The sequence below is a fragment of the Pedobacter sp. AC402 genome (genome assembly GCF_979252805.1).
The window spans coordinates 281,211-296,875 of the sequence record NZ_CEEDAI010000007.1; the positions used below are offsets into that span (position 1 = coordinate 281,211).

Below are 15,665 nucleotides of genomic sequence, written 5' to 3' on the forward strand. Positions count from 1 at the left end.
TATTAAAACAAAGGATCACGTATTGTATTGATTTACATATTCTAAATAATGGCCTATTCAGAAATACAGCCTCATTTGGTCTTAAAACCTTATATTGATGCCTATTGGGTAGTTGAAGTTACTGAATATACGCTTTACAAGAACAAGATTTTACCAGATGGATGTATAGACATCATTTTTAATATTGAAGATGATTACCGTACTGATGATGGATGTGTGTTAATGAGAAGTGAAGCCATTTATCTTATTGGTACAATGATGCGCTTCAAAGAATATAATACAATTGGTAAAGTAAAAATTTTGGGCGTTCGGTTTAAACCTGCCGCATTCACCCATTTCTTCAAATTTCCATCATTACATGAACTTACTGATGAAAGTGTTGAGTTAAAAGATAGGCTGCTCCCTGTAATACGTTACATAGATGAGTACACTTTTGCAAAACTCGATTCATTTTTTTCTCAATAAATTATCTTTACCAAAGCATCCTATCCTTACTATTGTGGAAGATATTCGGGCTCAGCATGGCAAATTAAGAGTAGTTGAGCTTGCTAAGAAACATTACACCACAACAAGGCAACTTGAACGCTCTTTTAAAAATTCAATGGGCGTAAGTCCAAAAGAATTTATCAATCTTGTGCGTTATCAATTTGCGCATCGCCAAATTAAGAAACATAATCAGAATAAATGTTTGGGCGAAATAGCATTCGAATCAGGTTACTATGACCAGAGCTCATCTCACCAATGAGATCAAAAAATTTACCGGCTCAGTTCCTACACTTTTATAGATTTTGTCGCATTTTTCCAAAAACAGGGTTATTTCTAGCCTTATATTTGATAAAAAATAACATCATGGTAAAATTTGGCTACACAATACTCTACGTTAAAGACGTACTTGAATCGATAGAATTTTATGAGAAAGCATTCGGTTTCAAAAGAAAATTTATTACTCCCGAAAATAATTATGGAGAATTACTAAGTGGTGACACTACCCTATCATTTGCCGATATTCACCTTGCCAATTCAAATCTATCAAACGGTTTTAAAGAAAGTTTAAAAGGCGAAAAACCTTTTGGAATTGAGTTGGGATTTACAACTGAAAATGTTGAACTTATTTTTAACCAGGCAGTTGAAATGGGTGCTACTCCACTTGAAAAAATTAAAATAAAACCCTGGGGACAAGCAGTTGCCTATGTACAGGATATCAATGGCTTTTTACTAGAAATATGCTCTCCTATGGGGTAATTGATAAAAGAAATCATCTTTAAGGTTAAATTAAGGAGGGGTGAACCACTACCCCTCCAAATCATCAACTTATTAACCTAATAACTTAAACCAAAAGTAAAGATCATTATTGGTATTCCAAAGTAAATGCAACAAAATTGCTTTTAATAATTCATTGATTTAAAACCTACTCAAATAGGTAATTAGAAAGTTTTGTACATTAACACTTCCACCGAATCATTGGTTCATTCGGCAACTCTTCTACCCTACTTACAGATTTTAATATAAAATCCTCACTAAAATCATGATTGTAGATGTGGAAATCAATCGGCCATTCATCTTTAATCATTCCTGATACATATTTGCTAAAAATGCGCTCAAAAGCTTCAAAATTTACTGCTGGCTTACAGATAAGCATAAATTCGCAATCTGATTTCGCAATAACCTCCGCAATTAACTTGGGCCATCGGTTACAAATTTCTGCTGATAAAATATGATAGTTTTGCCGGTCGATCAATTTCCCAGCTCCTCTAATCATTTCAGGAGGAAGGCATTCACCTAAAACTGCTTCCCACTTCCCTGCTCTTTTTTCTATACTGCCTAAAAACTCATCTCCATCTAAAATAGACCAAGAACCGCCGTTAGTAAACTGGATTAACTGGTAGGTAAATTTATTCCCATCCGGTGTTTCAAAAAAGTAATTTAATTCAATCATTGATTATAAACATGGCACATCTGCGGCCTTAAATAGAACGCATTCTAATATTACAAATATGCATTTTAAACCACAATATTACTAATATTTTTAGTAAAAAAATATCAATCACATCTTACTATTAGAAAGTAACAGAAATTTTAATGAAGGGCTAACCCTTACTTTATACCATCTGCAATGGCATATTTACCCTACAAGTTGCACATTTACAGTTGTTAACATCAGTAACATGTTGATTACGCACAATAGGTTTAGAAATCCTGTCTGTATTTTTATACCACACACAAATAAATTAATGAGGGTTTTTACTAAATCGATTTTCTTATTCCTGCTCCTGGCAGTACTTTACAAAAGCAGTAATGCGCAAAGCTACACTGTAAAAGGCACAGTACTGGATACTGCAGGTCTGCCGCTTCCAGGTGCTGTGGTTAGGATAAAATCAATTACAGATAGCATAGGTACTTCTGCCAACCCAGATGGCACATTCTCAATTGGAAAAATTAAATCCAAGCAATTCACCCTATCGGCTGCATTTATTGGTTATGATACTTTTATCAAAAAGTATCTGATTGAAAAAGGCAACAGTATAAATATAACCGATATTAAACTGAAACCATCATCGAACACTTTAGATGCTGTAGTGATTTCGGGCGTACCGCCTGTTAAAGTTACAGAAGATACGGTAAGTTTTAATGCAAAAGCTTTTCCTGTAAGGGATGGGGATGCAGTTGATGAGGTACTGAAAAGGCTCCCGGGTATAAAAGTAGATAAAGATGGTAATGTAACCAGTCAGGGAGCCCCTGTTACCAAAATACGGGTGAATGGGAAAGATTTTTTTGGAACAGATGTAGCTACGGCCATTAAAAACCTTCCTGCCGATATTATAAAGAACCTTCAATTTATAGATGATTATGGTGATCAGGCAAAACTCACTGGAATTAAAACTGGCGAGCCGGAAAAGATACTAAACCTTACCATCCAGGAAGATAAAAAGAAAGGCTATTTTGCCAGGGCATCTGCCGGTGTAGGCAATTCAGACCGTTACAATACCAACATCAGAGGCAATAGCATGAAAGGCGAACAGCAAATCTCTTTTGACGGAACATCTGCCAATGCCAATATGCGCGGAGGCGGAGGCGATGGGGTTACCACCAGGAATGCAATCGGATTAAACTACAAAAATGAGTTCGGCACTAAATTATCTGCAGATGCTGCTTATAATTTCAACAATGATAAAAATAACACCATCAGCAACACGTACACACAAAATTTTTTACAGGATGCTGCTCAAAATCCAATCAGCCGACTGGAAAATGCAAATAACAACAGTATAAACAACAATCGCAATCACTGGTTTGGCGGTAATCTGGAGTATAAAATAGATACGATGAATTACCTCAAAATCTCACCAAACTTTTCTTATAGCATCAATAATGGAAATAATACAGGAGGTTCTATAATTACAGAGGATACACTGTCTACGCGCAAAGAAAGTTCAGGATTTAGTAATTCAAACAATGTAAATGCAAGAACGAACTTATTCTTTAACCATAAGTTCGCAAAAAAAGGACGCAACTTAACAGTTTGGAGCAGTATTAATTACACTAATGGCGAAAATTACCGCGATTCGTACAACAGCTACATCAATACGCATAGCAATGTTGCCGATTCTGTAATCCAAAATCAGCTGAACAACCAGGATAACAGAAACTTCGGGCTAAACGCCGGTGCATCGTATATGGAACCGCTCTGGAAAAAAACTTTTTTCGAAGTGAATTACAATTGGAACCGATCGGCAACCAATAATGCTAAAGATACCTATGATGTTGTTGATGGTAAACAGGTTTTTAACCAAAACTTAAGCAACATTTACAATTACCAGTTTATTACCAATAAAGTTGGATTAAATTACCGTTACATAGGCGAAAAGCTAAATTATACCCTCGGTTTAAATGCACAGCCTGCATTGCTACGCGGACAGAATTTAAACAATGATATTCAAACAGTTAACCGTACTTTTAACCTCATACCCTCAGGGCGTTTTTCTTATAAATTTTCCAACCAGGAATCATTTGATATTAATTACTGGGGCAGAAACAATCAGCCTGGCTTTCTCCAACTGCAACCTATAACCGACAATTCTAACCTCCAGAATACCATTACAGGAAACCCAAACCTGAAACCTGAATTTATCCACAGCATTAACGCACATTACAAACAAGCAGATTGGAATGCTGGAAAAGTGATTCAGGCCAATTTAAAATTCGAACAGACAAACGACAGGATTGTAACCACTAAGGAGTCTTAGGAATCTAATACCGTGAACCAGCGCACGAGTTATATCAATGCAGATGGTTATTACACCCTGCAAGGCGACTACAACATTAGCCAACCGCTTTCTGCTGAACGTAAATTTACCATTGGTTATTCTGGTTCCGGACAGGTAAATAATAACATCACATTTACCGACAACAGTAAAATTGAAGCAAGGAATATTGCATGGCGACAGGAACTTGAATTCAGGGTTGATTTAAAAGACATTACAAATTTTGAGATCGAAACTTCTTATTCGCAAAACCTAACCAATTACAGTAGCGATACCTTTGCCGATCGCCAATCGAACCGCTTTGAATACGGTATTGAAGGCCGGAATTATTTTTTTAAGAACTTAACACTCGGTTATGATTTTAGCAAACAAATCAATTCTGGTTTTGATAATGCGTGCAGTGCGAAACCCTACATTATTACGCTTATCAATGGAATATAAATTTATGAAAAACGATATGGCTGCACTCCGGGTAGAAGGATTTGACCTTTTCGATCAGAATTCGGGTATATCAAGAGATGTTTTCGATAATGTGATTGTAGATAGGCAGGTAAATCGCCTGGGCAGATACTTTATGCTGTCATTAATATACAGGGTGCGCAAATTCGGCTGATAATACCCCGATACATTATAAGGGTAAGTGTTATAAAAATATTTAATAAAATAAATAGCTTTATATTTTACTTGCACCACATGAAACAGGATTTATTTTTTGAACAGGTTTGGGATTTAACCCGCGAAATCCCTAAAGGCAGGGTAACATCTTACGGTGCAATTGCCAAAGCCATTGGTGCACCAAACCTATCAAGAATGGTTGCCCGTGCCATAGGTGCATGTGGTAACGCCAGGCCGCCTGTACCCTATCATCGCGTAATCAGTAGCAATGGTGCACTCAGTGGAGATCCATCTTCTACTCAAAAAAGACAACAATTTTTGGAGCATGAAGGTGTTGAGGTCAGGAACCTTAAAGTTCAAAACCTTAAAAAGATATTTTGGGATCCATTAAATGATCTCTAGTGATTAAATGCGCTGTAATCTCCAATAAAGCATTTATTAATTACAATACCTTTCTTATCTTTGCCAAAATCTATTTTTAAAAGATAATTTTTATTGGTAACAATTAATTATTCTTTTAATAACTAGATTGCAATTACAAATTTTAAACAAATTGCAAATCATTACTTTTGCAAAAAATACCCAAAATGAGTATAGGATTATCAGAACAGGAAATATTACGACGTGAGTCGCTAAAACAATTACGCGCATTGGGCATTGAGCCTTATCCGGCAGAAGCTTTTGAAGTTAATGCATATGCCGCAGATATATTAGCCAATTATGAAGCAGATAAGACGGCATATAAGACAGTAATTTTGGCGGGTAGAATTATGAGCCGCAACATTATGGGTGCTGCTTCTTTTACTGAGCTGCAGGATTCTACCGGTAGAATTCAGATTTACCTAAAGCGTGATGAGCTTTGCCCTGGCGATGATAAAACCCTATACAATACCGTATTTAAAAAGCTTTTGGATATCGGCGATTTCATTGGTGTGAAAGGTTATGTATTTACCACACAAACAGGAGAAATTTCTGTACATGTAACCGAATTTAAAGTACTTTCAAAATCTTTACGTCCGCTACCGATTGTAAAACGTGATGATGAAGGAAACGTATACGATGGTTTTACCAATCCTGAATTGCGTTACCGCATGCGTTATGTAGATTTAACGGTAAATCCTGATTACAAACAAATTTTCATCAAACGAAGCAAGGTAATTAACAGCATGCGCAATTACTTTGATGAGCAAGGCTGGATGGAAGTAGAAACCCCTATCCTTCAACCTATCCACGGTGGTGCTGCTGCACGTCCTTTTGCTACACACCACAATACATTGGATATGCCGCTTTATTTGCGTATTGCTAATGAGCTTTATCTTAAAAGATTAATTGTTGCTGGTTTTGATGGCGTTTATGAATTTGGTAAAATGTTCCGTAATGAAGGGATGGATCGTACGCATAATCCAGAATATACTTCGATGGAGATATATGTAGCCTATAAAGATTATATCTGGATGATGGCTATGGTAGAAGAATGTTTAGAAAAAGTAGCCATCGCTACAAATGGCTCGGCAGTAGTTAAAGTTGGCGAAAACAACATCAATTTCGAAGGACCATACGAAAAATTAACGATGTACGAATCGATCCAGAAATATACTGGGATTGATGTATCTGCAATGACCGAAGATGAACTTTTACAAACTTGTGCATCGTTAAACATTGAAACCGATTCTACAATGGGTCGAGGTAAATTGGTAGATGAAATTTTTAGTGCAAAAGTAGAGGCCAATTTAATACAGCCTACATTTATTACCGATTATCCAATTGAGATGACTCCGCTTGCTAAAAAGCACCGTACTGCGGCCGGATTAGTTGAGCGTTTCGAAATATTTGTAAATGGTAAAGAAATTGGAAATGCTTATTCAGAGCTTAACGATCCGATTGATCAAAAAGAGCGTTTTGAAGATCAGTTGAAACTTGCCGATCGTGGCGATGCAGAAGCAATGGCCATGGATGATGATTTTGTTCGTGCTTTAGAGTACGGTATGCCGCCTACATCAGGTTTAGGTTTCGGTATCGATCGTATTGTGATGTTAATGACCAACCAAAGCACCATTCAGGAAGTTTTATTCTTCCCGCAGATGCGCCCGGAGAAAAAGAAAATCGAAATGACACCGGAAGAAACTGAATTGTATTCATTAATTACCGAAGGTGAGCAATATTTATTAACTGAGGTAAAGGCAAAACTGGCAGATTGGAGCAATAAGAAGTGGGATACTACATTGAAAGCCCTAACCGGTAAAAATATCTTAAAAGTAAATAAAACCGACGAAGGTTTATTCTTATCACATAAGTAGTCAAATTGATGTTCCTAAACGGGAATAGTGGATTTGATTTTAACAAAAACATAACATAAACTTAAAAGGCTTGCTAACAATTGTTTAGCAAGCCTTTTCTATATTTACAGCAATCGATAAATAAATCATTGCCCTATGAATACGTCAAGTTTAGAAATCAACGAAAGAGAGTACTGCATCAAACTAAGTAAAGATGCTTTTGACTTAACCCTGGTACGCCAATTAATAAAAAGAATCCAGGCCGAAGCCTTATTTTTCTCAAGAGTTCAAGCCGAAGAAGAAGATATCTTAAGCAAAAGAGCCCAAAGAGAAGAATTTGAGGGATTTGATTATTTAGGAGATAAATAAAATACGACCGTCACCCTGAATTTATTTCAGGGTCTATAAGATGCTGAAATAAATTCAGCATGACGAAAAATTTAATCAACCTCCAAAGTTCCCTCTACCGAATCATCCATAGTTTTTCCGGTAATAACAGATGCTGCCATTTTCAAAAATGCAACTGCTGTACCGTGTTTGGTATCCCAATAATATCCTTCTGAAGGGATAACTTTGATCAATGTAATATTTGGATCGTCTTTTCCACCTTGAAACCAGGTTTTAATAAACGGACTCCAAAGTTCATCTATTTTCGCCTGATCCCTGCTAATTTCAGAGATTCCGTAAATATTTACAAAACCCGAATGTGCACCGGCCTGAAACAGCAAATGTGTAAAAGGATCGGTTGAAATCTCTTCATTTTTATGACTGTCTTTCATACTCATAAACCAGATGTTCCCTTCATCATCAATTTGTTGGATGGCCATAGGCCTAACAGATAAAGGTATACCCGTTTTAATATTGGTACAAAAAAAACAGCTTTCGGCTTTGTCTGCCAATTCTCTTAACTTATCGATAGCCGCTTTGCCACCTAAATCTTTGATATTATTTTCTTCCTGAGTATTGTTAGTACTCCCTTCTTGTGATGTTGCCATAGTTAATATATTTTTATATAAACTACAATGGAAGATGGAGTTTAGTTTTGAGTTTTTGTGTTGTGTACAGCAGGAAAAGCAATAAGTGCATGGTGAAAGCATTCGGAGTGAAACCAATCCATATTTTGTTGAATAAAATTATAGCATTTAATGAAACAGAATAACTTTAGTTGATGGAAGTAAAAAAACCAAAACCTTTTAACGTTCAGATTCAAATTATAGGCATCAATCCTTATGTATTTGTACCAGAAGAAACATTAAATTATATTTTTAATCAGGCCGGAAAAAACAAAGGTAAACTGCCGGTCATAATGAAAATTGATGGCTTTGAGTTTAAGCAAACCCTCATTAAGTATGCTGGCGATTGGCGCTTGTACCTGAATATGCCCATGCGTAAAGCTGCTGGTAAGGATGTGGGGGACACTGCAGATTTTGAAATAGAATTTGATACTAAAGAAAGGTTAATAGCCGTGCATCCAAAATTGACCAATGCTTTGGCAAAAAATAAACAAGCAAAAGAAATATTCGAGAACCTTCCTCCTTATTTGCAAAAAGAGATTAGCCGTTATATCGCCAATCTCAAAACAGATGAATCTGTAGATCAAAATGTTAAACGGGCTATTCGTTTTCTTTTGGGTAAAGAAAGATTCATCGGGAGGGATAAACCTTAATCAGAAATAGACATCTTGCGATTATATTTTCAAAAAAAAAGCCACTTCAAATGATGAAATGGCTTCTCTCAGTATTATTCAATTCTATCGGTAACGAACTTGCTGTTGTTTATCCATCATGCCCATCTGATCTTTCATTTGTTTAATCTGATCAGCCAATAATTTATTTTTATCTGCTTTTTTTGCTTCGGCCAGATACATGGTTGCTTCACGTTTGTTGCGTTTCGCCATTGCAATACCCGCTAAACTTAATTTTGCTAAAGCAATATTATGATCCATCTGCATACCTAAAGCAAGCGATTTTTTAAAATATTTTTCACTTTGCATTGGAGCAGTTCTGCTTTCAATTAAACCAATTAACAAATTATAATAACCATGTTGAACCTTTATCAACTGACTTTCGTAATTGGTAATCCGATCTAAAAACATTTTAGCTTTAGGCATGTTGTCTTTCCTAAGAAACCATTGTGCTAAAAGCATGTTTTCGTTAAAGAAGTAAGTTACCAGCACAATTATTCCCAATAAGATGGCAACAATGCCCCAAGGCCAAAAGCCGAAAATAAATAAAGCTACTGCGCCACCCAGTAAAGCAAACCCCGCAATTAATCTGATAATATTTGGCATAAATTTTATTCTAATTATTTTTTTTTTGCAAATATCGTTTTTAAATGGCAGAATTTAGATTTTAAAACAATAATTTCATTAAAAATTTCAAAGCAACAATAAAGCATCTAACAAATATGAAAATCCTCTTATCTATAACCCTAATCGTACTTGCAATGAACGTTTCTGCACAGGAATTGAATAAAAAAATCCACGATCAAGTCCACAATAAAGATATTCTGATTAACGCCTGCACCCGCGAAGGTATAAGCACTTTCCCAGAATTTAAAGAAATGTACGATCCACTGTATGCAGCTTACGTACCAGATGCAGCAACAATGATCGAACTTAAAAAACTGATTAAAAATGAAAAAATTAAAATCGTTTTTGGTACCTGGTGCGGAGATAGTAAAGTGAATGTCCCTAATTTCTTCAAAATTTTGGATGCACTTCATTTCAAAGAAAAAAACGTAGAAATTATTGCTGTTGACGGTAATAAGAAGGCCGAAAATGGCATTTTAGACGGCTTGGATATTTTAAGAGTTCCCACATTTATTGTTTTGGATAAAAAGGGTAAAGAGCTGGGTAGAATTATTGAAGGCCCGAAAACAACCCTTGAAGGAGATTTGTTAGCAATTTATAAGAAGAAATCATAAAATTTGAAAAGAATTATGGTTGATAGATTGATGGGGCATGGTTCATAGTCTTTTGGTCAATGGTTGATAGCCTGATGGTTCATAGTCTTATAGTCCATGGTTGATAGTTTGATTGTCAATGGTTCATAGTCTTATAGTCCATGGTTGAGAGTGCGATGGTTCATAGTTTTATAGTCCATGCTTGATAGTTTGATGGTCAATGGTTGATAGATTGATAGTCATATAATCAATGGTTATAGTCACTCCATAGGCTTCTGTTCAACACCTTACCATTGACTATCAACTATTATACTATTAACCACATTACATTATACATTTTACATTTAAAAACATGTCTGCAGCATTAGAACCAGGTTGGTTAGCCGTTTTAGAAGAAGAATTTGAAAAAGACTACATGAAAAACCTGAAGTCTTTTTTACAGGAAGAAAAAATAATGGGGTAACGGTTTACCCTAAAGGAGCAGATATTTTTAATGCTTTAAATACAACACCTTTTGATCAGGTTAAGGTGGTTATTTTAGGTCAGGATCCTTACCATGGTGTTGGGCAGGCCCATGGTTTATCTTTTTCTGTTCAGCGTGGTGTTACCGTTCCGCCCTCATTAAAAAATATTTACAAAGAATTAGAAACAGATATTGAAGGTTTTAAAACACCAAATCACGGGCATTTAACGCATTGGGCAGAACAAGGCGTATTGCTCTTAAATGCAACATTAACGGTTCGGGCATCTGAAGCTGGCTCGCATCAAAACCGAGGCTGGGAAATTTTTACAGACGAAATTATTAAGGCGCTATCTCAAAAACGCGAACACATTGTTTTCTTATTATGGGGAAAATATGCACAACAAAAAGCAGCTTTAATCGACCAAAAGAAACATTATGTATTAACCGCAGCGCACCCTTCACCGTTTTCGGCGTATAATGGTTTTTTCGGCTCGAAGCATTTCTCTAAAGCGAATCAACTTCTGGTACAGAATAACCTTAAACCGATTGACTGGAACCTGCCAGCCTAATGAATGTTTATTTTATAAGCGGTTTGGGTGCCGACAAAAGGATTTTCTCAAAATTAAAGTTTGACGATCAACTCAATGAAATACACATCGATTGGATTCAGCCTAATAAAAGTGAATCACTTTCTTCTTATGCAAAGCGGTTAAGCAATGTTATCGACACCACAAAACCCTTTGCATTAGTTGGTGTTTCTTTTGGCGGAATGATTGCTGTTGAGATTGCCAAAATTTTAAACCCAACAAAAACAATCATTATCTCGAGTACAGTTTTGGCTGCTTCAGTTACCAATGCTTTATCGTTTTGCAGGTAAACTAGGACTATTGAAACTGATACCTGCAAAATTCTTGAAATCATCGAACAAACTCACACAAAATTACTATTTCGGTACACGCTCGGGGAGTGAAAAAAGCTTATTAAGCAAGATTATAAAGGATACTGATCCTTACTTTTTGAAATGGGCCATTGGCAGTATTTTGGCTTGGAAGAATAATATCCGGCCATTAAACACTTATCACATCCATGGCACAAATGATAAGATTTTATATTCCAAAAAAGCAAAACCAGATTATGTGATTAAGAGCGGCACGCACTTCATGGTTTATCAAAATGCTAAGGAAATATCAGGAATTATTGACCATATTATCTTGAATAACGGAACCGACTAATTTCATCTTATACGTCACCCTGAATTTATTTCAGGGATTAACAGATAAATAGATGCTGAAATAAATTCAGCAAGACGTAATTCTTAGCAAGATGCAGTACTTAGCAAGACGTATAACTCACAAGACGCATTTACCCCAACGTCACCCTGAATTTATTTCAGGGATTAACTGATAAGTAGATGCTGAAATAAATTCAGCAAGACGCAATATTTAGCAAGACGTAAAACTCACAAGACGCATTTACCCCAACGTCACCCTGAATTTATTTCAGGGATTAACTGATAAGTAGATGCTGAAATAAATTCAGCAAGACGCAATATTTAGCAAGACGTAAAACTCACAAGACGCATTTACCCCACACGTCACCCTGAATTTATTTCAGGGACTTAACAGATAGAAAGATGCTGAAATAAATTCAGCAAGACGAAATTCTTAGCAAGGCGTAAAACTCACAAGACGCATTTACCCCACATGTCACCCTGAATTTATTTCAGTGACTTAACAGATAGATAGATGCTGAAATAAATTCAGCAAGACGCAATACTTAGCAAGACGTAAAACTCACAAGACGCATTTACCCCAACGTCACCCAGAATTTATTTCAGGGACTTAATATATAGATGCTGAAATAAATTCAGCAAGACGTAATACTTAGTAATACGCAATAACCCCACACGTTAGCATAAAGTTATTTCAGAGACTAATAAGCTGTTTATGGATTTAATACTCCAATGGCACAATCGGTTCCTTTTTCGTGGTCGACATGATCATCATCGTTTGAAAGGTTTTAACCACAGATATCTTACTGATTTTATCCATAATTAAACGCTCGTATGCTTTAATATCTTTTACGTAAACTTTCAATAAAAAATCGGCCTGCCCCGTAACATGATGGCATTCCGTAATTTCTTTAATCTGGTTTACTTCATCTAAAAAGATTTGTATAGTGTTGTTCTTATGAAAATCCAGCTGAATCTGAATAAAGGTTTTAATCCCTAAACCCAGCTTTTCTTCATCTACCAGTGCATGATAACTTTTAATATAGCCTGCCATTTCGAGCTTGCGTACACGCTCTAAAGTTGGTGCAGGTGATAAACCAATTTCCTGGGATAAAAGTAAATTGGTAATTCTTCCGTTTTCTTGAAGAATTCTTAAAATTTTGAAGTCAATTTTATCTAATTCAGATGCCATATGGTGTTAAAGGTATTTGAGAATACAAACATAACCAAATTATATTCTAAATTTTAACATAATTTATCATATATATTTTAAATAATTATTTTTAGATTTACCTAAAAATAAAATTAGATAAATATAAATGCAAAGTTATACCGAAGAGAACTATCTAAAAACTATTTATCATTTAGCAGATAAAACTACTAACGTTCAAACCAATGCAATTGCAGAACAAATGCAAACCAAACCTGCATCTGTTACCGATATGATTAAAAAATTGGCCGATAAAGGTTTAATAGATTACATCAAATATCAGGGCGTTACCTTAACTGAAACGGGAAAAAATACTGCGATTGATATTGTACGTAAACACCGTTTATGGGAAGTTTTTTTGGTTGATAAATTAAATTTTAAATGGGATGAGGTGCATGATGTGGCCGAAGAACTCGAACACATCAAATCTATTGAACTGATTGAAAGATTAGATGAATTTTTGGGCTTCCCTAAGGCAGATCCGCATGGAGATCCCATACCTGATAAAAACGGTAGGTTTGCTAAAACCCAGTTTATAAAACTTATTGAGTTAAAAGTTGGAGATGCTGGTACCATTACAGGCGTTAGTCAGCATAGCTCAGCATTTTTAAAACACTTAGAAAAATTAGGGCTCACTCTGGGCAAACAAATCCAGATCAATGATGTTACCGATTTTGATGGTTCGGTAGAAATCCTGTTATCCGATAAACAAGTTAATATTAGTAGAGAAGTTGCAAAACACATTTTAATCAGCAGTAATGGCAAAAACTGAATCCTTAAGTGAAGTACATCAAAGCGTAAATACAGATAAAAGAAAGGGCTGGAAGCGGATTTTGGCTTTTATTGGTCCCGCTTATTTAATTAGCGTTGGTTATATGGACCCTGGCAACTGGGCTACAGACCTTGCCGGGGGTAGCAAATTCGGTTATCAACTGATCTGGGTTTTATTGATGTCGAACCTCATTGCGCTGCTCCTCCAATCGTTAAGTGCCCGTTTGGGTATTGTTAGGGGGCTAGATCTTGCACAGGCTTCTAAACAAGCCTATCCGCGCTGGGCAAACATTCCACTATTCGCTTTGGCGCAAACGGCAATTATAGCCTGCGATTTAGCCGAAATTATCGGTATGGCCATTGGTTTACAACTCCTGTTTGGTTTGCCACTAATCTGGGGAATTTCTATCACCATATTTGATACCATTTTACTGCTCTTTTTGCTTAACAAAGGCATGCGTGCAATGGAGGGCTTTATCGTATCGATGGTTTTTATTGTGGGCATTTCGTTTTTGGTAGAAATGTTTATTGTAGAACCTTCCCTAAAAGAAGTTGCAAGAGGTTTCGAACCTTCTATATTAAATGGAGATGCCTCTTTATATCGCCATCGGGATTATTGGTGCCACCGTAATGCCACATAACCTGTACCTGCATTCATCACTGGTGCAAACCAGAAAAATTGAGCGGAGCAATAAAGGAATTAAAGAGGCTTTAAAATTTAACCTGATTGATACCACTGTAGCCCTTAACCTTGCCTTTTTTGTTAACGCTGCCATTTTAATACTTGCGGCTGCTGCCTTTTACAAAAATGGCTTACATGAAGTTGCCGAAATACAGGATGCACATAAATTATTGTCGAATATTTTTGGCAATATCGCCCCAACCCTATTCGCAATTGCATTAATTGCCGCCGGACAAAGCTCTACGGTTACGGGTACTTTAGCCGGACAGATTATTATGGAAGGCCATATTAACTTAAGGATCCAACCATGGCTTAGGCGTTTGATTACCCGTTTATTGGCCATAATACCCGCCTTTTTTACCATTTTACATTATGGCGATGATGCCCTGGGCGGTTTATTGGTGCTCAGTCAGGTGGTATTAAGTTTACAATTGGGCTTTGCAATTATTCCGCTTATACATTTCACATCAGACAGGAAACTGATGAAAGATTTTGCAATTAAACCCTGGATTAAGGTATTGGCCTGGGCAAGCGCGGTTGTTATTATTGCCCTTAATGTAAAACTGGTTATAGAAGAAATAAGCGGATGGGCAAAAGGCGGCAACAACTGGTGGATTTACGTAATCGTATTGCCAGCATTAATCCTGATCGTTTTATTACTTCTTTATGTATTTCTTCATCCTCTTTTAGAAAAGAAGAAAAATGATGCACGGCAGATGGTGCCACATGGAAATGCATTGGATATTGGTAAAATAGATAAGATAAATTATAAAAGAATCGGTATTGCAGTAGATTTTTCTAAAAATGACCGGAATACCATTCGTCATGCATTAATTCAGGGCGGAAAAGAAGCACATTACTTCCTGATCCACGTGGTAGAAACGGCTGCTGCAAGATATCATGGCAATAACGTTATGGACCATGAAACTCAAAGTGATGCAGCTAACCTGGAAAAATACAGAACCAATCTTGAAGATCTCGGCTACGACTCCACACCGTTTATTGGTTTCGGAAATACAGGAAAGGCCATAGCCGATATCAGCAACAGGAATGAAATGGAATTACTAGTAATGGGTGCACATGGCCACAAGGGTTTAAAAGACCTTGTTTTTGGTACCACTGTTGATTCTGTTAGGCATAAGGTTAACATCCCGGTACTCATTATAAGGTAATTTTAATGAAACCTCGCTGCGCTGGGCAGCGAGTAATTATGAGGGTCATGAAACCTTCCTGCCATGGGCAGCGACCAAT

General features: G+C 36.4%; 18 protein-coding genes and 2 pseudogenes. 16 read left to right on the top strand and 4 right to left on the bottom strand.

Features of this window, described 5'->3' with window-relative positions:
* Positions 1-48: 48 nt before the first annotated feature.
* The 3 genes from AC0IWE_RS07855 (at position 49) to AC0IWE_RS07865 (ending at position 1,242) form a co-directional block, all read left to right on the top strand.
* Positions 49-465: a DUF6597 domain-containing transcriptional factor gene (locus AC0IWE_RS07855; RefSeq protein WP_471792624.1), complete on the top strand. Its 417-nt coding sequence runs from the start codon at positions 49-51 to the stop codon at positions 463-465.
* Positions 466-499: 34 nt separating this feature from the next.
* Entirely contained in the window at positions 500-745 is a 246-nt protein-coding gene (locus AC0IWE_RS07860; RefSeq protein WP_471792625.1) for a helix-turn-helix domain-containing protein, read from the top strand.
* A gap of 104 nt (positions 746-849) precedes the next feature.
* On the top strand, positions 850-1,242 hold the full coding sequence (locus AC0IWE_RS07865; protein ID WP_471792626.1) for a VOC family protein: 393 nt from the start codon (positions 850-852) through the stop codon (positions 1,240-1,242).
* Between the two features lie 199 nt (positions 1,243-1,441).
* Here the strand turns inward: AC0IWE_RS07865 and AC0IWE_RS07870 are convergent, their stop codons facing one another.
* A complete protein-coding gene (locus AC0IWE_RS07870) occupies positions 1,442-1,936 on the bottom strand; it encodes a hypothetical protein (protein ID WP_471792627.1) in 495 nt (164 codons plus the stop codon).
* Between the two features lie 295 nt (positions 1,937-2,231).
* Between AC0IWE_RS07870 and AC0IWE_RS07875 the strand changes: the two genes are divergently transcribed.
* The 6 genes from AC0IWE_RS07875 (at position 2,232) to AC0IWE_RS07900 (ending at position 7,522) form a co-directional block, all read left to right on the top strand.
* Complete coding sequence (locus AC0IWE_RS07875) at positions 2,232-4,244, top strand: outer membrane beta-barrel protein (protein WP_471792628.1); 2,013 nt, start codon at positions 2,232-2,234, stop codon at positions 4,242-4,244.
* A gap of 12 nt (positions 4,245-4,256) precedes the next feature.
* Positions 4,257-4,703, top strand: coding sequence for a hypothetical protein (locus tag AC0IWE_RS07880; protein ID WP_471792629.1), 447 nt, complete (start codon positions 4,257-4,259; stop codon positions 4,701-4,703).
* A complete protein-coding gene (locus AC0IWE_RS07885; protein ID WP_471792630.1) occupies positions 4,693-4,875 on the top strand; it encodes a hypothetical protein in 183 nt (60 codons plus the stop codon). Before AC0IWE_RS07880 ends, AC0IWE_RS07885 begins: the two co-directional genes overlap by 11 nt.
* Positions 4,876-4,955: 80 nt before the next feature.
* Complete coding sequence (locus tag AC0IWE_RS07890; RefSeq protein WP_463495430.1) at positions 4,956-5,279, top strand: MGMT family protein; 324 nt, start codon at positions 4,956-4,958, stop codon at positions 5,277-5,279.
* A gap of 185 nt (positions 5,280-5,464) precedes the next feature.
* Entirely contained in the window at positions 5,465-7,174 is a 1,710-nt protein-coding gene (lysS, locus tag AC0IWE_RS07895; protein ID WP_471792631.1) for a lysine--tRNA ligase, read from the top strand.
* A 135-nt stretch (positions 7,175-7,309) separates the two neighbouring features.
* On the top strand, positions 7,310-7,522 hold the full coding sequence (locus AC0IWE_RS07900) for a hypothetical protein (RefSeq protein ID WP_029275714.1): 213 nt from the start codon (positions 7,310-7,312) through the stop codon (positions 7,520-7,522).
* A 71-nt stretch (positions 7,523-7,593) separates the two neighbouring features.
* Here the strand turns inward: AC0IWE_RS07900 and AC0IWE_RS07905 are convergent, their stop codons facing one another.
* Entirely contained in the window at positions 7,594-8,148 is a 555-nt protein-coding gene (locus AC0IWE_RS07905) for a pyridoxamine 5'-phosphate oxidase family protein (RefSeq protein WP_055905320.1), read from the bottom strand.
* A 173-nt stretch (positions 8,149-8,321) separates the two neighbouring features.
* On the opposite strand from AC0IWE_RS07905, the gene AC0IWE_RS07910 reads away from it, so the two are divergent.
* Positions 8,322-8,819 carry a YdeI/OmpD-associated family protein gene (locus tag AC0IWE_RS07910; RefSeq protein ID WP_471792632.1) on the top strand — a complete coding sequence of 166 codons (498 nt, stop codon included), beginning with the start codon at positions 8,322-8,324 and terminating at the stop codon, positions 8,817-8,819.
* A gap of 84 nt (positions 8,820-8,903) precedes the next feature.
* Here the strand turns inward: AC0IWE_RS07910 and AC0IWE_RS07915 are convergent, their stop codons facing one another.
* On the bottom strand, positions 8,904-9,443 hold the full coding sequence (locus AC0IWE_RS07915) for a DUF2892 domain-containing protein (protein ID WP_463495439.1): 540 nt from the start codon (positions 9,441-9,443) through the stop codon (positions 8,904-8,906).
* A 116-nt stretch (positions 9,444-9,559) separates the two neighbouring features.
* Between AC0IWE_RS07915 and AC0IWE_RS07920 the strand changes: the two genes are divergently transcribed.
* The 4 genes and pseudogenes from AC0IWE_RS07920 (at position 9,560) to AC0IWE_RS07935 (ending at position 11,752) form a co-directional block, all read left to right on the top strand.
* A complete protein-coding gene (locus AC0IWE_RS07920; RefSeq protein ID WP_471792633.1) occupies positions 9,560-10,078 on the top strand; it encodes a thioredoxin family protein in 519 nt (172 codons plus the stop codon).
* 331 nt (positions 10,079-10,409) lie between these two features.
* Positions 10,410-11,089, top strand: a pseudogene (ung, locus tag AC0IWE_RS07925) (uracil-DNA glycosylase).
* Complete coding sequence (locus AC0IWE_RS07930) at positions 11,089-11,397, top strand: alpha/beta fold hydrolase (protein ID WP_471792634.1); 309 nt, start codon at positions 11,089-11,091, stop codon at positions 11,395-11,397. The pseudogene ung and the gene AC0IWE_RS07930 overlap by 1 nt, the downstream one beginning before the upstream one ends.
* Positions 11,375-11,752 carry a hypothetical protein gene (locus AC0IWE_RS07935; RefSeq protein ID WP_471792635.1) on the top strand — a complete coding sequence of 126 codons (378 nt, stop codon included), beginning with the start codon at positions 11,375-11,377 and terminating at the stop codon, positions 11,750-11,752. The genes AC0IWE_RS07930 and AC0IWE_RS07935 overlap by 23 nt, the downstream gene beginning before the upstream one ends.
* A 720-nt stretch (positions 11,753-12,472) precedes the next feature.
* Here AC0IWE_RS07935 and AC0IWE_RS07940 read toward each other — a convergent pair.
* Complete coding sequence (locus AC0IWE_RS07940; protein WP_025142637.1) at positions 12,473-12,943, bottom strand: Lrp/AsnC family transcriptional regulator; 471 nt, start codon at positions 12,941-12,943, stop codon at positions 12,473-12,475.
* 127 nt (positions 12,944-13,070) lie between these two features.
* Here AC0IWE_RS07940 and AC0IWE_RS07945 point away from each other — a divergent pair, with 127 nt between their 5' ends.
* A complete protein-coding gene (locus AC0IWE_RS07945) occupies positions 13,071-13,733 on the top strand; it encodes a metal-dependent transcriptional regulator (protein WP_471792636.1) in 663 nt (220 codons plus the stop codon).
* Positions 13,720-15,586: pseudogene (locus AC0IWE_RS07950) on the top strand (Nramp family divalent metal transporter). The gene AC0IWE_RS07945 and the pseudogene AC0IWE_RS07950 overlap by 14 nt, the downstream one beginning before the upstream one ends.
* Positions 15,587-15,665 lie beyond the last annotated feature (79 nt).

Excerpts from the sequence above, each read along its gene's own strand:
- AC0IWE_RS07855 (WP_471792624.1), top strand. The coding sequence starts at position 49 with ATGGCCTATTCAGAAATACAGCCTCATTTGGTCTTAAAACCTTATATT.
- AC0IWE_RS07865 (WP_471792626.1), top strand. The coding sequence starts at position 850 with ATGGTAAAATTTGGCTACACAATACTCTACGTTAAAGACGTACTTGAA.
- AC0IWE_RS07870 (WP_471792627.1), bottom strand. The coding sequence starts at position 1,936 with ATGATTGAATTAAATTACTTTTTTGAAACACCGGATGGGAATAAATTT.
- AC0IWE_RS07875 (WP_471792628.1), top strand. The coding sequence starts at position 2,232 with ATGAGGGTTTTTACTAAATCGATTTTCTTATTCCTGCTCCTGGCAGTA.
- AC0IWE_RS07885 (WP_471792630.1), top strand. The coding sequence starts at position 4,693 with ATGGAATATAAATTTATGAAAAACGATATGGCTGCACTCCGGGTAGAA.
- AC0IWE_RS07890 (WP_463495430.1), top strand. The coding sequence starts at position 4,956 with ATGAAACAGGATTTATTTTTTGAACAGGTTTGGGATTTAACCCGCGAA.
- lysS (WP_471792631.1), top strand. The coding sequence starts at position 5,465 with ATGAGTATAGGATTATCAGAACAGGAAATATTACGACGTGAGTCGCTA.
- AC0IWE_RS07900 (WP_029275714.1), top strand. The coding sequence starts at position 7,310 with ATGAATACGTCAAGTTTAGAAATCAACGAAAGAGAGTACTGCATCAAA.
- AC0IWE_RS07905 (WP_055905320.1), bottom strand. The coding sequence starts at position 8,148 with ATGGCAACATCACAAGAAGGGAGTACTAACAATACTCAGGAAGAAAAT.
- AC0IWE_RS07910 (WP_471792632.1), top strand. The coding sequence starts at position 8,322 with ATGGAAGTAAAAAAACCAAAACCTTTTAACGTTCAGATTCAAATTATA.
- AC0IWE_RS07915 (WP_463495439.1), bottom strand. The coding sequence starts at position 9,443 with ATGCCAAATATTATCAGATTAATTGCGGGGTTTGCTTTACTGGGTGGC.
- AC0IWE_RS07920 (WP_471792633.1), top strand. The coding sequence starts at position 9,560 with ATGAAAATCCTCTTATCTATAACCCTAATCGTACTTGCAATGAACGTT.
- AC0IWE_RS07930 (WP_471792634.1), top strand. The coding sequence starts at position 11,089 with ATGAATGTTTATTTTATAAGCGGTTTGGGTGCCGACAAAAGGATTTTC.
- AC0IWE_RS07935 (WP_471792635.1), top strand. The coding sequence starts at position 11,375 with ATGCTTTATCGTTTTGCAGGTAAACTAGGACTATTGAAACTGATACCT.
- AC0IWE_RS07940 (WP_025142637.1), bottom strand. The coding sequence starts at position 12,943 with ATGGCATCTGAATTAGATAAAATTGACTTCAAAATTTTAAGAATTCTT.
- AC0IWE_RS07945 (WP_471792636.1), top strand. The coding sequence starts at position 13,071 with ATGCAAAGTTATACCGAAGAGAACTATCTAAAAACTATTTATCATTTA.